Annotated in this window: 16 protein-coding genes; 12 read left to right on the forward strand and 4 right to left on the reverse strand. The window is 33.9% G+C overall.

The window, feature by feature from the left end:
• Window positions 1-16 precede the first annotated feature (16 nt).
• Window positions 17-1,054, reverse strand: a complete 1,038-nt coding sequence (locus CS873_RS02410; protein ID WP_099974297.1) for a CAP domain-containing protein — start codon at window positions 1,052-1,054, stop codon at window positions 17-19.
• A gap of 145 nt (window positions 1,055-1,199) precedes the next feature.
• Here CS873_RS02410 and CS873_RS02415 point away from each other — a divergent pair, with 145 nt between their 5' ends.
• From CS873_RS02415 to CS873_RS02430, 4 genes are all read left to right on the forward strand, one after another.
• Window positions 1,200-1,847 (forward strand): hypothetical protein, encoded by a 648-nt coding sequence (locus tag CS873_RS02415; protein ID WP_099974298.1) that lies wholly within the window; start codon window positions 1,200-1,202, stop codon window positions 1,845-1,847.
• Window positions 1,848-1,938: 91 nt separating this feature from the next.
• A complete protein-coding gene (gene gnd, locus CS873_RS02420; protein WP_099974299.1) occupies window positions 1,939-2,844 on the forward strand; it encodes a phosphogluconate dehydrogenase (NAD(+)-dependent, decarboxylating) in 906 nt (301 codons plus the stop codon).
• Window positions 2,845-2,855: 11 nt separating this feature from the next.
• Window positions 2,856-4,394, forward strand: a complete 1,539-nt coding sequence (gene gntK / locus CS873_RS02425; RefSeq protein WP_099974300.1) for a gluconokinase — start codon at window positions 2,856-2,858, stop codon at window positions 4,392-4,394.
• 69 nt (window positions 4,395-4,463) lie between these two features.
• Window positions 4,464-5,816 carry a gluconate:H+ symporter gene (locus tag CS873_RS02430; protein WP_099974301.1) on the forward strand — a complete coding sequence of 451 codons (1,353 nt, stop codon included), beginning with the start codon at window positions 4,464-4,466 and terminating at the stop codon, window positions 5,814-5,816.
• A gap of 30 nt (window positions 5,817-5,846) precedes the next feature.
• Here CS873_RS02430 and CS873_RS02435 read toward each other — a convergent pair whose 3' ends face one another.
• Together CS873_RS02435 and CS873_RS02440 are read right to left on the reverse strand one after the other, a co-directional pair.
• Window positions 5,847-6,221 carry a winged helix-turn-helix transcriptional regulator gene (locus CS873_RS02435; protein WP_099974302.1) on the reverse strand — a complete coding sequence of 125 codons (375 nt, stop codon included), beginning with the start codon at window positions 6,219-6,221 and terminating at the stop codon, window positions 5,847-5,849.
• 61 nt (window positions 6,222-6,282) lie between these two features.
• Window positions 6,283-7,458: an MFS transporter gene (locus CS873_RS02440; RefSeq protein WP_099974303.1), complete on the reverse strand. Its 1,176-nt coding sequence runs from the start codon at window positions 7,456-7,458 to the stop codon at window positions 6,283-6,285.
• A gap of 196 nt (window positions 7,459-7,654) precedes the next feature.
• Between CS873_RS02440 and CS873_RS02445 the strand changes: the two genes are divergently transcribed.
• From CS873_RS02445 to CS873_RS02460, 4 genes are read left to right on the forward strand one after another with little or no spacing between them, the layout of a single operon-like run.
• On the forward strand, window positions 7,655-8,041 hold the full coding sequence (locus CS873_RS02445; protein WP_099974304.1) for a fluoride efflux transporter FluC: 387 nt from the start codon (window positions 7,655-7,657) through the stop codon (window positions 8,039-8,041).
• Between the two features lie 8 nt (window positions 8,042-8,049).
• Window positions 8,050-8,403, forward strand: coding sequence for a fluoride efflux transporter FluC (locus CS873_RS02450; RefSeq protein WP_245823071.1), 354 nt, complete (start codon window positions 8,050-8,052; stop codon window positions 8,401-8,403).
• A gap of 10 nt (window positions 8,404-8,413) precedes the next feature.
• Window positions 8,414-8,833 carry a DUF805 domain-containing protein gene (locus CS873_RS02455; protein ID WP_099974305.1) on the forward strand — a complete coding sequence of 140 codons (420 nt, stop codon included), beginning with the start codon at window positions 8,414-8,416 and terminating at the stop codon, window positions 8,831-8,833.
• Between the two features lie 15 nt (window positions 8,834-8,848).
• Entirely contained in the window at window positions 8,849-9,700 is an 852-nt protein-coding gene (locus CS873_RS02460) for a YitT family protein (RefSeq protein WP_099974306.1), read from the forward strand.
• 28 nt (window positions 9,701-9,728) lie between these two features.
• On the opposite strand, the gene CS873_RS02465 is transcribed toward CS873_RS02460, so the two are convergent.
• Window positions 9,729-10,223 (reverse strand): thiol peroxidase, encoded by a 495-nt coding sequence (locus tag CS873_RS02465; protein ID WP_099974307.1) that lies wholly within the window; start codon window positions 10,221-10,223, stop codon window positions 9,729-9,731.
• A gap of 93 nt (window positions 10,224-10,316) precedes the next feature.
• On the opposite strand from CS873_RS02465, the gene CS873_RS02470 reads away from it, so the two are divergent.
• The 4 genes from CS873_RS02470 to CS873_RS02485 all read left to right on the forward strand — a co-directional run bounded on the left by CS873_RS02470 (window position 10,317) and on the right by CS873_RS02485 (window position 13,343).
• Complete coding sequence (locus tag CS873_RS02470) at window positions 10,317-10,829, forward strand: GNAT family N-acetyltransferase (protein WP_099974308.1); 513 nt, start codon at window positions 10,317-10,319, stop codon at window positions 10,827-10,829.
• A 108-nt stretch (window positions 10,830-10,937) separates the two neighbouring features.
• Window positions 10,938-11,357 (forward strand): hypothetical protein, encoded by a 420-nt coding sequence (locus tag CS873_RS02475; RefSeq protein WP_099974309.1) that lies wholly within the window; start codon window positions 10,938-10,940, stop codon window positions 11,355-11,357.
• Between the two features lie 131 nt (window positions 11,358-11,488).
• The gene (locus tag CS873_RS02480) at window positions 11,489-12,124 is read left to right on the forward strand and encodes a WxL domain-containing protein (RefSeq protein WP_099974310.1); all 636 of its coding nucleotides are present in this window, start codon (window positions 11,489-11,491) and stop codon (window positions 12,122-12,124) included.
• 124 nt (window positions 12,125-12,248) lie between these two features.
• The gene (locus tag CS873_RS02485) at window positions 12,249-13,343 is read left to right on the forward strand and encodes a DUF3324 domain-containing protein (protein WP_099974311.1); all 1,095 of its coding nucleotides are present in this window, start codon (window positions 12,249-12,251) and stop codon (window positions 13,341-13,343) included.
• Window positions 13,344-13,388 lie beyond the last annotated feature (45 nt).

Raw genomic sequence — 13,388 nt, forward strand, 5'->3', positions numbered from 1 at the left:
GTCGGTTTTTATAAAATTATTTAGATTCTGAGAATGTCTTGAATGTATAGCTATAGCTAGGATGTTCTTCAGAATTTAAATTATTAATAGTAACTTGATATTTTGAATGTGAGTCAATTGTAACATTATTTGGTGGTAAAAAGCTGATAACATCAGATGCAAAAACATACGATTTATCATTAATTGGTTTTACAGTTCCAGAAGTTCCATCTGACAGATTAGTTACTGTAATTTCAGTATTATCTGTAACAATGTTTCCGCTTTCTTTAGCAAAGCTGATTGACCAAGGAATATTTGTGGATCCAGTGGCATCTTCTAACTCTTCAAATGGAAATACACCATTATTGGGATATGTAACGATATTTTTTTGTAAATCATTGAATGTATCAGCCACATTATTAACGAAGATGTTTTCGTATTGTCTACCATTGTTTGCAATTGTGATACCAATACCGACACTGCTCAATTGTGGAGAAAGGAACCATGCACGATGTCCCGTGTCTAGCCCATCGATGTTTGTATTATCGATGACCAGTTCCTTGATAGGTTCAGATAATGTTCTTGGATATCCAAAATATAGGTTACTATTTCCAGTTGCATATACAGCTTGATTCCAATATTTATCATTAATATTATTTTGCTGTTGAGTGTTGGCTAAAAAATGTTGACTTAAAAATGGATTGGACAAGCTAGCTGCCATGACAGAACTAGCTATCTGTGATTGGTTCGATGTGGTTTTATTTAAAGTGACAGCGTCAAGACCACTTAATTTACGATAATAATTAATCCAATTTAAAGTTCCATTTATAGCGTTATCAGAAAGAATACCAGGCTGAAAATTTTGTGATAACAACGGTGATGTTTGATATAGATTTGCTTTGTTATATGTTTTATTATCTAATGAATTATAGCTATTTTGAATATCAGCAATTTGAGTTTTTTCTTCGACAGTGTAAGAAGTATCTTCAGCAAATACAGTTGATGTGCTAGAGATATTTGCTCCAAAAGCCAAAACTATGATAAATGTCGTAATAACTCTACTGATTTTTTTCATCTATATTCTCCATTCTATAGTTGTAATTATATCAAAAAATATAAAAAAATATGTAGCGTTGTGAAAAAGTTATTTACAATTTGTAGAACGTTATTATATAGTAAAAAAGAATAAATATATTTTTAATAACGTAGGGGGATTCATTTTGGCAACATCATCAGAAGAGAAATTTATTAAACCAGGTGAAGCAGCAGAAAGTCTTGAAATAAGTGTTGCTACACTTAGAAAATATTCTTTAATTGTTGAAAAAGTTACAGATAATGAAAACTATTTCGAAAGAAACAGTCAAAGAAATCGTTTATATTCAAAGAAAAATATTTCAGACTTTAAGAAACTTATCAAGGAAAGTCACAAACCAAAGGTTAAGCTAGAAGATGCTGCCAAAAAAGTTTATGATGTTTCTGAAAAACCTGAAAAGAAAGCAGTTAAGAAAACTACAACTGCCAAAAAATCAGCTGCAGCTGCTAAGCCTTCAAAAGAAACTACATCTGCTCCTAAGAAGAAATCACCAACAGTCAAGGAGCTAAAGGCACAGATTGAAGAACTTCAAGCAGCAAATGAAAAGCTTCGAGAAGAAAATGACAATCTATCTATGATGTCAAATGATAAAAAAGCTGATGATGAAAAATATCAAAATTATATTGAAAAATTAAAAAATATTGAACGTCCTGAAAATTCAGAAGAAGATCCTAAAGACGCTGAACAGTCTAGAGTCAACCATCTGAAGACTTTAGTAAACATGCAAGTGAGCGATGAAAAAAAGGGTCGCTGGTGGGACAGATTTCTTAAATAGTCTAAAAGCGTGAACAATTATAATTGTTTGCGCTTTCTTTTTTTGCAAATGTATATAATAATAAGTTCTATAAGAACACGGAGGCGAACTAATGGCTAAATTAGCAATGATTGGATTAGGTAAAATGGGAATCAACCTTACAGAAAATCTGATTAGAAATAATAATGAAGTTGTAGCATTTGATCTAAATGAATCTTCAGTAGAAGAGGCAGGTCAGAAAGGTGCAATTACTGCTAAATCTTTAGAAGACGCAATTAGTAAGTTAGAAACTCCAAAGATAGTTTGGGTAATGTTACCAGCCGGAGCACCAACTAACAATACTATTGAATCTTTAAGCAAGTTATTATCAAAAGACGATATTGTAATTGATGGTGGAAATTCATTTTATAAAGATTCATTAGAGCATAATAATATTCTGTCAGCAAAGGATATCAATTTCTTTGATGTTGGGACATCTGGTGGAATGAGTGGTGCTAATCATGATGGTAACTTTATGATTGGTGGAGATAAAGAAGAAATTTTCGAGACTTATTTGAAACCTATTTTTGAAGGCATTGCTCAAAAAAATGGATATTTATATACAGAACCTGCTGGAAGTGGTCATTACTTAAAAATGGTTCATAACGGTATTGAATACGGCATGATGCAGTCAATAGGTGAAGGATTCGAAATATTGGAAAAAAGCCAATTTGACTATGATAATGAAGCGGTTGCTAGAGTTTGGTCAAATGGGTCTGTAGTTAGAAGTTGGTTAATGGAACTAGCTGAATCTGCATTTGCAAAAGATGGTAATTTAGATGACATTAAAGGAGTTATGCACTCATCAGGTGAAGGGCGTTGGACATTAGATGAATCTCTAAATCTACAAGTTGCTGCACCTGTTATAGCAATGTCATTGATTATGAGATATCGTTCTCAAGAAGATGATACATTCACTGGTAAAGTTGTTGCAGCATTGCGCAATGAATTCGGTGGTCATGAAGTTGATAAAAAATAGGAGATAGATTAATGGAATATATCATAGGTGCTGACATAGGAACAACAAGTACAAAAGCAGTTTTATATGATATGAAAGGTAACGTTATTGCATACGCAAATGAGGGTTACCAGTTGTATCAAGATGAACCGGGCATGGCTGAAGAAGATCCTGATGATATTTTTGAAGCGATAATCGATGTTTTATCTCAAGTTATGCGTAAGGGTAAAGTTAAACCAGATGAATTGAAGGGTGTATCTTTTAGTTCAGCGATGCACAGTTTAATATTGATGGATGAAAATGATGAACCACTAACACGTGCCATCACATGGGCAGATAACAGAGCCGCAAAGTATAGCGATCAGCTAAAAGAGAATGGACTTGGCAAAGAAATTTATGCTAAAACAGGAACACCAATTCATCCTATGGCTCCGCTATCAAAAATACTTTGGATCAAAAATGAAAAACCAGAATTATTTGCTAAAACTAAGAAATTTATTGATTTAAAGACATATGTATTTTTCAAGTTATTCGGTGAATATAACATGGAATATTCTATTGCATCAGCAACAGGAATGTTCAATATCTTTGAACTAAAATGGGAACCACAAGCTCTAGAAATGTTAGGTTTATCAGAAGATAAATTACCTAACTTAGTTGAACCTACAGATAAAATTTCTGGAATTGATCCAAGTTATGGAAAGGTTACCGGCATCACAGCAGATGTTCCATTTATATATGGAGCAAGCGATGGTGTTTTATCAAATCTAGGAGTTAACGCTATTGATCCGGGTGTTCTGGCGGTAACTATTGGTACCAGTGGGGCTGTCCGTGTAGTAGTTGATAAGCCAGTAGTTGATCCTAATGGTAACTTGTTCTGTTATGCACTTACAAAAGATAAGTGGGTTGTAGGTGGTCCAGTTAACAATGGTGGAATTGTCTTCCGATGGGTTCGTGATCAATTATTTGCCCCTGAAAAAATTACTGCAGAGCAAATGCAAATATCGAGTTATGATATCTTGACCCAAATAGCTGAAAAGATTCCAGCTGGATCAGATGGTCTATTATTCCATCCATATTTAGGTGGTGAACGTGCACCTATTTGGAACGCTTATGCAAGAGGATCATTCTTTGGCTTAACTAGACAACATACTAGAGCTCACATGGTTCGTTCAGCTTTGGAGGGTATTGTCTACAATTTGTACATGGTTATGCTGATGATAGAAGGAGTTGCGGGCAAACCTAAGAGCATTCAAGCAACAGGTGGATTTGCTAGATCAGAATTGTGGCGCCAAATGTTAGCGGATATCTTTGAACAAGATGTTACAATCCCAGAGAGTTTTGAAAGTTCATGTCTAGGTGCTGCTGTATTAGGGATGTATTCATTGGGATATATTGACGATTTATCAGAAGTTAAGAATATGGTTGGTGTAACAAATGTACATAAACCAAATTCTGAAAATTTTGAAGTTTATCGTGAATTGCTACCTATCTGGATCCGTTTATCAAAAGTTTTGGAACCTGAATATAAGAGTATTGCAGATTTTCAAAATAAATATATGAAAAATTAACTCGTAAATATACGAGTTTTATTTTCAAAAGTTAAGTAAGCGATAACATTATGAAGAGGGGATAAATTTATGGATTTTTTAATTTTAGTTTTAGGTATTGCTCTACTGCTATTTTTAATAATAAAAGTTAAAATGAACACATTTGTATCACTTATTATTACCTCTATACTAGTGGGTATAGGGCTAGGAATGCCTTTGGATAAGATTGCTACTAGTGTACAAGATGGTATTGGAAGTCAGTTAGGGGAACTTTCTATAGTCTTTGGTTTTGGAGCTATGTTAGGTCGTTTGGTTGCAGATGCTGGTGGTGCTTATCGTATAGCACATACCTTAATTGAAAAATTTGGTAAAAAGCGACTTCAATTGGCTATAGTTCTAGCATCATTTATTATTGGTATAGCACTATTCTTCGAAGTTGGTATGGTATTGTTGGTTCCAATCGTATTCGCAATTGCTATGGAAGCAGGTGTTTCAATTTTATACCTAGGAATACCTATGGCAGCTGCACTATCAGTAACCCACGGATTTTTACCACCACATCCAGCACCAACTGCAATTAGTGCTGTTTTGGGAGCAAATCCAGGACATGTATTAGTACTTGGTATTATTGTGGCTATTCCTGCAGTTATTATTGCAGGACCTGTATACACAAGATTTGCTAGAAGAATTGTTCCAGAAGCATTTGAGCGTAAGGGAAATCTATCTGCTCTTGGTCCACAAAAGGAATTTAAACTGGAAGATACACCAAGTTTTGGTATCAGTGTTTTAACTTCATTATTCCCAGTTATATTGATGGCTATTACAACAATTTATCAAATGGCCTTCAATGGAGGACACTTTCCAAAACACCCAACAACATTAGATTCTATAATTGCATTTATAGGTACACCAGCAATAGCAATGACTATTTCATTGCTAGTTGCAATGTACACAATGGGTTGGGCACGTAGAATTAAGACACCTGAAATCATGAGTACCGTTGAATCTGCCGTTAAATCAATTGCAATGCTACTACTAGTAATCGGTGGTGGTGGTGCATTTAAACAAGTTCTAATTGACGGTGGAGTTGGTAATTCAGTTATGCATCTATTCAGTAATGCAAACATTTCACCACTTCTTTTAGGATGGTTGATAGCTGTGGTACTACGTATCGCACTTGGATCAGCAACTGTAGCTTCTTTGACAGCAGCTGGACTGGTTTTACCATTGATGACTTCAGCAGGAGTTAATCCAGCCTTAATGGTTTTGGCAATCGGTGCTGGATCACTTGCAGCATCACATGTTAATGATGCAGGATTCTGGATGTTCAAAGAATACTTTGATCTATCAGTTAAAGAAACATTAGCAACATGGACAGTACTAGAAACACTGATCTCAATTGTTGGTATAGTATGTGTTTTAATTTTAAGTATTTTTGTATAAACAAAAAAACAACCACATAGTGGTTGTTTTTTATTTGGTCGGATCTAGTTGACCTTCTTCATCTATAAGTCTTATTTCTTCACCATTTTCACGGCGACGGTCAATATCGTTTTGTCCCCATAAGCAAAGTTCGTGCAAAATACTGTTCAAAGATTTACCATACTCTGTCAGTGAATATTCAACTCTTGCAGGTACTTCATTGTAAACTTTGCGATTTATAATATCTGAGTTTTCTAACTCTCGTAATTGTTCAGTCAAAACTTTCTGAGTTATATTTGGAATTGCTTTGAGCAAATCAGCGTTGCGCATTGTTTTAGTTCTTAGGTGGCACAAGATGATTGTTTTCCATTTTCCACCAATAACATCAATAGCAGCTTCAACACCAATATTGTAAGTCTTAGACATGCACCGACCTCCATTAATTAAGTAATAAAAGGTTAGCATTGATATAATTTAAAAACAAGAATTAACGTTGTTCTTTAAACTTTAGAATAAATGTAAGTGATATTCCTACTACCAACATAATAATTCCTATTAGTGGGGTTAAAGATAATAAATTGGCTGAAGCTGCCTGTCCACCCATTGTGGAGCCAAACATGATACCAATATTAAATGCCGAAATGTTCAAAGAAGATGCAAGAGATACATCTTCTGGAGTGTAATTTTCTGACAGTTGCAACATGTATAGTTGTAATCCTGGAACATTCATGAATGCAAAAATACCAAGTAATAATACTGCAATCAGGCCTAGATAATGACTATTCATAGCAAATATCAAGAAGAATAATGCTATTGCTAATCCGCCAAACATGTAAATTAGAGCGGAAAGAGGGTTCTTGTTTGCAAATCTTCCACCAAGAGTATTTCCAACAGCAACGGCAAAACCGTATCCGATTAGAATAACGACAATAGCAGAGCTAGACCAGCTCATATTATTGTGCAAAATTTCAGAGATGTAGGTATAAGCAGGATAAGTTGCACCATATCCTAAAGCAGTAATAATTATTATTAATAACAATTGAGGTTGTTTTAGAATTCTCCAAATACCTTTGTAGTCAGTATGCAGTGGTAAAGGAAGATTATTTGGTACAAGCAAAATGCTACTAATTAATCCAATTAATCCCAAAACAATTAGGAATATAAAAGATCCACGCCAGAAAAATGTTTGACCTATAAATGTTCCTAGAGGAACACCTGTAACTGTTGCGACTGTGAGTCCAGTAAACATAATAGAAATAGCAGAAGCACGCTTATTTGGTTCAACAACATCTGCCGCAATGACCGAAGATACAGCCATAAATATTCCGTGTGAAAGTGCAGTAACAATTCTACCGATTAATAGTATTGTAAAATTTGGAGCACTGGCAGCTAGAATGTTTCCAATAACAAAACCTAGCATGATGTAAATGAGTAGCGTTTTTCGATTTAATCTATTGGTCAGTAGCGTCAATAATGGCGCACCAATAGTTACCCCTAAAGCGTAAAGTGAAACGGTCAAACCAGCGGTAGATAAAGATACTCCGAATGATTCAACAATCAGTGGCATAATACCAACACTTATAAATTCAGTACTTCCAATTGCAAAGGCACTGATAGCTAAAGCCATTAATGTCCATGCAGGTGATATTTTTTTTGATTCCATAATTTATTCTCCCTTGTTAAGTCACAAGTAAGAATTATAACTAGAGTTAAATAGGATACAATAACGCACTTTAAAGTGGGATAGGAACTTTTAAGTAACCAAATATATTTGCATAATAATAGATAATTTTAATTTAATTACTTATGAATATGATGTAATATTGAGTTCTAGGTATTTTTATCTCGAGGTAAATCAAATGACAAAATTGCAAAAATTTATATACATTATGATTGCCGCATTTGTAGGTGGAAATTTAAGATATGCTCTAGGATTTCTACCAGAACCAGCTGGAACATTTCCCATCGGGACAATTATAGCCAACCTGTCGGGAGCATTTTTGCTACCGATCGTAGTGATTTATGTTCAATATCAGTTTCATATTGATAGTGATCATATTAAAATCATAAGTTCAGGTTTATTGGGGGCTTATACGACTTTTTCAACATTTACAAAAGATTCAGTAATGTTGTATCTGAATCATCAGTTTCTAAGCTTGACAATTTATCTATTATTGACAATAATAGGTGGATTTTTACTAGCAGAACTAAGTGTTGTTCTCTCAACAAAATTAATAGCTAAGTAGTCAGGAGAATGACTAATATGTATTGGAGTGTTATGTTGGTCGGACTTGGTTCAGGATTGGGAGCATACCTTAGAACAGAGATCAGTAGTTGGTTTGGTAATAGGGAGTTAGATTTTCCTCTGGGTACGATGTTAATTAATATAGTAGGTTCATTTCTTTTAGGAATTTTTACAGTTAAGACAGGTAATAACTGGTTGCTGTTTTTAGGAACAGGATTCTGTGGTGGATTTACGACATTTAGTACATTCAATCTTGAAGCTACTGATTTGTGGTTTCAAAAGAAGTTTTATCGTTGGACAATTTATTTAATTCTTACATATATATTAGGAATATTTGCGTTTATAATGGGTTATAAAGTATAGGAGTAAAATTATGCAAAACACAATTTGGAATGAAAACGAAAATCCAAACATTATCTCATCAACAAGATTATATTTTGCTGATTTATTTGTCGGTGCAAAACGTATGAGCCGAAAAGACTTTTGGTGGGGAATACTAGGATTTTCTGTAGTTATGGGTCTTGCAATGTGGCTTTTATTTCTACTTATTACAAGAATTATTCCAGTCGACGATTATTTAACTAGTTTATTTTTTGGATTAATTTTAGTGGCTATTGATGGTTTTTATTTGATAGGTTTATTGAATGCTGTGATCCGAAGATTACATGATATTAATTTTAATGCTTGGTGGGCGTTACTCCTCCTCATACCTACGATAGGTTTCATAATACTAGTAGTATTACTATGCCTACCTCAAAATGAAAAATCACGTTATCCTAAACTTATCGATTAATGGAGGTATGTTCTGATGTCTAAAGGAAAAGAATATACACGTAATGTACTAATAGCTGTATTTTATGGAATTACTTCAGCTCTTGGTATTCAATTGTTATTGCAACCATCAATGTTATATACGGGTGGTGTTATGGGTTTGGCACAGTTGATAGTCAACCTACTTCAAAGATTTGCCAATATAAATTCAGAAGTTTATGTATGGTATGCCTTAATTAACATTCCGCTAGTTATACTAGCTTGGAAAAGACTAGGTAAGAAATTTACTATTTTTACTATATTAGCTGTTCTTTCTGCATCATTATTTATTTTGTTTATTCCTCTAACACCCATTACTAAGGATCCAGTTTTGGCCTCAATTTTTGGTGGAATACTTACGGGTGTAGGTATTGGAATTTGTTTTAGATATGATTTTTCAACTGGTGGAACTGATATTATTGCCTTGTTCATTCAAAAAACGACAGGTAGTACAGTTGGACAAATCAGTTTTGGTGTAAATGCAGTTATCATTTTAATTGCAGGAATTGTTTTCGGATGGAAACCAGCTCTTTATAGTATTATTTCTATCTATGTTTGTAATTTGGTTGTTGATAAGATGTATATTCAACAACAAAAAATTACAGCTGTTATCTATTCAAAACATATTGACGAAATTTCTGAAGAATTAATTAAAGGAATCAATCGTGGTATTACGATGGATCACAATTTGAAGGGTGCTTATTCTGGCGATCAAATTGGATCAATTACAATAGTATTAACTAAGTATCAATTATTCTTCGTTAAACAAACTGTTACTAGAATAGATCCCAACGCCTTTATCAACATACAACCAACTATTGGTATCATGGGTAAATTCAATGACAACTAAAAAAAGAGAAGCCTTAAGGCTTCTCTTTTTAAATAATTTCTTCATCTAGGAAATTAAGTACTTTGTCATAGTCAGGTTCATTAGATTGACTCTTTAGAATCTCTGAATAAATGATTTGTCCATTAGTATCAATTACCCAAACAGAACGTGCAAGTAAGTTTGCAGGCTCCATAAGTAAGTGACTAGCATTGGCAAAATGATGATTTACATCAGATAGTATTTGCATGTTTTTAACATTTTCAGCAGCACACCAGTTTGACTGTTCTTCTACAGTATTAACTGAAATAGTTACGAAGTTTATCTCATTATGTATATCAAGTTGTTCATTGAACTTCTTAGTTTGGATGCTACATACTCGAGTATTAATGTCAGGAACAACACTAATCAGCAATGGCTTATCTAATAAATTTTTTATTGATACAGAACCATTCTTACCCTCAACTGTAAAATCGGGAAGGATTTGAGTAACCTTAAGTGGTTCTCCTATAGTTGAAACAGTGTTTCCTCCAAAGTCTAGTTGCATAATAACACGCTTCTTTCTCCAATGATTTAATAGATATATTATAATGTAATAATATACTTATAACTAATAATAAGATTGTGTAGGTCTTTGTCAATGCATTTAATAGGTAAAAAAGTTCAAATTAGAAATTTCGAAGATCGTGATTTTGAAATATTCTTCAGTATTGTTAGTAATAAAGAAAATCATGACAAATCTGGTATTGAGTATCAACCAGATGAAAGTAAGGCAAGATTACTATTTGAGTCCTATAAAAAAGTGGAAACATCAGACGTAATTGCAGATTCCAATAATAATATGGTAGGAATAATTGAACTAAACGAGCGGGGACTATCTGATGGACTGATAGATACTAGAGAAATAGGCTTTATTATTGCTGACAAGTTTAGACAAAAGGGTTACGCTACCGAAGCTATGAGACTTATGGTAGAATATTCAGATGCAAATGGAATTAGAGAACTGTGGGCAGCGGTAAAACCAGGTAACGAATTACCTAAGATAATTATTAAAAAATTTGGCTTTGAATATGTCTATCAAGTGAGTGAAGATATTTTAAATCCGTTTGATGAAAGTAAATTAGTTGATTATTATCTACGAAATAAATTATAATCACTATATGTAAGAAATATTTTGAAAATTTGGAAATATAACTACCTGCTAAATGATAATATTATTCAGGTAAGGAGATTATATTCTTATTTTATGAGAGGTTTTTATATGTTTAAGAGAAAAGGTGCTAACAAAAGTCTCAAAACTAAAAAGCGTATGATCGGAATCCTTGCAGTCGCTGTTATCTTGATTGGAGTAGTTGGTGGCTTCGGAGTTAAACAAGCTTTAGCTTTGGATAACCAAACTGGTAGTGCTGTCACTAGGTCAGCTCCAGTTGTTGCTAGTGCTTCAGGAAGTGATGCTAGAACTTCTACATCACATCTTGTTGTTACAAGTGATAATACTGGTACTGATACTGGTGGTGGTTCTAGCAACACTTCTACACCGTCAGTTAACTTAAACAACATGTCATCTTATCCACAAACGGGAAGTGTGCATGAGTATGGTTTAGTTGTTCTTGGATTTGCAATGATCTTTGGTCTTATGACTTTTTACACTAAGAAAGTATGGAGACAGCCTGCTAATTAGTATAATGTTTTAGTTTAAATTCTAAAAATATAATTTACAAATTGTGGATTATTAAAGCGTTAGAATTTGTTACTATAATAAACGTAATATTTATTACATATTTTGTTTCTATATTCGGGAGGAATATTCACATGAAAAAATCACTATTCGCATCAGCTGCTACAGCAGCTATCGTACTTGGATCATTAGCTCCAGCAGCTACAGCTAACGCAGCTCTAGCTACAAATGCTTCAACAACACCACAAACAGCTACATCAGAAGCTAACGTTACAGTTGCTTCAGATATGCTAACACTTGACGCTGTTCCTGATTTCGGTTTCGGTACAGTTGCTGCAGGTACAACTGCTACACTTGCTAACAATGACTCAGTTATCAACAACGATGGTAACGCTAAAGGTCTTCTACAAGTAACTGACTCACGTACATCTACTGATGGAAAGACAGCAGGATATATTGTTACAGCTAACATGTCTGCATTTAATGACGGTACAGCAGATGCTACAGGTTTCGTATTGAACCTAGCTTCAGTTAACCTAAGAGATTCAGTTGACAATGCTCTTGCAGGTAAGACAACTGCTGCTACTCTAGAAGCAGGTTCAGCTAAGACAGTTCTTGCAAACAACTCATACGGTTCAGCACGTGCTAACTTTGTTGACTCAAAAGACGCTTCTCTTTCAGTTCCTGATAATGCAGCTACAAAGGGTTCAGCTAAATCATATACATCAACAATTACATGGACTTTAACTGCAAATACTACAAAGGCTTAATTATTAATATTTAATTAAACTTTTATTGTTGAATAGAATTAGCCACTACTAATTATGTAGTGGCTTTTCTTATGTAAATAAGCTTATAATAATAACCGTATATATCTAACGGAGGAAAGTTAAGATGAACAAAATATTTTCAAAATTACTTATAGCCATTGCAGCCTTGTTCACTGTGGGTATAGCTAATTTAGCAATGCCCACAGTGGCTAATGCTGCCACTGCTGCAGACTACTCTGTAGCACCTGCTGGTGATAGCACAGCAAATGTAGACAATTCTTCAGGATCATATATAGTGTGTGGTGATCCCGGACAAACATTTGACCTCTCAGTAAAAATTTTGAATAAAGAAAACAAATCTCGTAAATTTCAAGTAAACTTTAATACTGCCTATACAGCTGACGGTGGTACATTGAGTTTTGATAAGACTAAAGTTACTGACTCTGCATTAAAGAGCCAAGCAAGAGATCAATTTAGTCCTAACTCTCAAATTGTTACTCTAGGTGCAGGGGAAGAAAAAACAGTAACTGTTAAAGTAACTGTTCCTTCTGAATCATATTCAGGTGTTCTAATTGGTGGTGTTAACGTTAAACCATACAAAGAAGCTGGTAAAGGTACTGTTTCATCTAATGGTACATTAATTAAAAATAAATTTAGCTTCTCTATTCCCATTCAAATAAGACAAACTAATTATCAAAGAGTTGACCCTAAATACTCTATTACTAGAGTTGTACCTCAATTAGTTGCATCTAATAAAGGACAAACTGTTGGTGTAAACATAAATGTTCACAATGCTGCGAATACATATACTGGAGCATTATCATCAAAAGCTGTTATTACCAAGAAAAACGACAGTAATTTCAAGGTAACATCATCAGCTGATGGTCAAAACATTGCTCCTACAACTAATTATAATTACCCAGTTGGTTGGGGTGATGAATCACTAACAGCTGGAGATTATCACGCAAAAATAACTTATACTTCAGAAGATAAAACACAATCATGGGTTGTAGAGAAAGATTTCACTATAACTAATGCTGATGCTGCTAAGTACAACAAACTAGCAGGAATCAAACCAAACTATACATGGCTATACATCTTAATAGGTGTACTAGTAGTAATTATTATCTTAGGACTAGGAATTTACCTAGGAAGAAGAAATAAGAACAACAACGGCGATAATAGCAACGGTAGTCCTAGACCAAGAAGAAGACGTTAATAAAAAGCCATCTAATGATGGCTTTTTTGTTCTCAAATCAATAAT

This window comes from Companilactobacillus metriopterae (assembly GCF_002762335.1).
GTDB classification, from domain to species: Bacteria; Bacillota; Bacilli; order Lactobacillales; family Lactobacillaceae; genus Companilactobacillus; species Companilactobacillus metriopterae.

Coding starts and splice junctions, on each gene's coding strand:
- CS873_RS02470 (WP_099974308.1), top strand. CDS start 10,317: ATGCATTTAATAGGTAAAAAAGTTCAAATTAGAAATTTCGAAGATCGT.
- CS873_RS02440 (WP_099974303.1), bottom strand. CDS start 7,458: ATGGAATCAAAAAAAATATCACCTGCATGGACATTAATGGCTTTAGCT.
- CS873_RS02460 (WP_099974306.1), top strand. CDS start 8,849: ATGTCTAAAGGAAAAGAATATACACGTAATGTACTAATAGCTGTATTT.
- CS873_RS02445 (WP_099974304.1), top strand. CDS start 7,655: ATGACAAAATTGCAAAAATTTATATACATTATGATTGCCGCATTTGTA.
- CS873_RS02475 (WP_099974309.1), top strand. CDS start 10,938: ATGTTTAAGAGAAAAGGTGCTAACAAAAGTCTCAAAACTAAAAAGCGT.
- CS873_RS02480 (WP_099974310.1), top strand. CDS start 11,489: ATGAAAAAATCACTATTCGCATCAGCTGCTACAGCAGCTATCGTACTT.
- CS873_RS02410 (WP_099974297.1), bottom strand. CDS start 1,054: ATGAAAAAAATCAGTAGAGTTATTACGACATTTATCATAGTTTTGGCT.
- CS873_RS02430 (WP_099974301.1), top strand. CDS start 4,464: ATGGATTTTTTAATTTTAGTTTTAGGTATTGCTCTACTGCTATTTTTA.
- gntK (WP_099974300.1), top strand. CDS start 2,856: ATGGAATATATCATAGGTGCTGACATAGGAACAACAAGTACAAAAGCA.
- gnd (WP_099974299.1), top strand. CDS start 1,939: ATGGCTAAATTAGCAATGATTGGATTAGGTAAAATGGGAATCAACCTT.
- CS873_RS02485 (WP_099974311.1), top strand. CDS start 12,249: ATGAACAAAATATTTTCAAAATTACTTATAGCCATTGCAGCCTTGTTC.
- CS873_RS02455 (WP_099974305.1), top strand. CDS start 8,414: ATGCAAAACACAATTTGGAATGAAAACGAAAATCCAAACATTATCTCA.
- CS873_RS02450 (WP_245823071.1), top strand. CDS start 8,050: ATGACTAATATGTATTGGAGTGTTATGTTGGTCGGACTTGGTTCAGGA.
- CS873_RS02465 (WP_099974307.1), bottom strand. CDS start 10,223: ATGCAACTAGACTTTGGAGGAAACACTGTTTCAACTATAGGAGAACCA.
- CS873_RS02435 (WP_099974302.1), bottom strand. CDS start 6,221: ATGTCTAAGACTTACAATATTGGTGTTGAAGCTGCTATTGATGTTATT.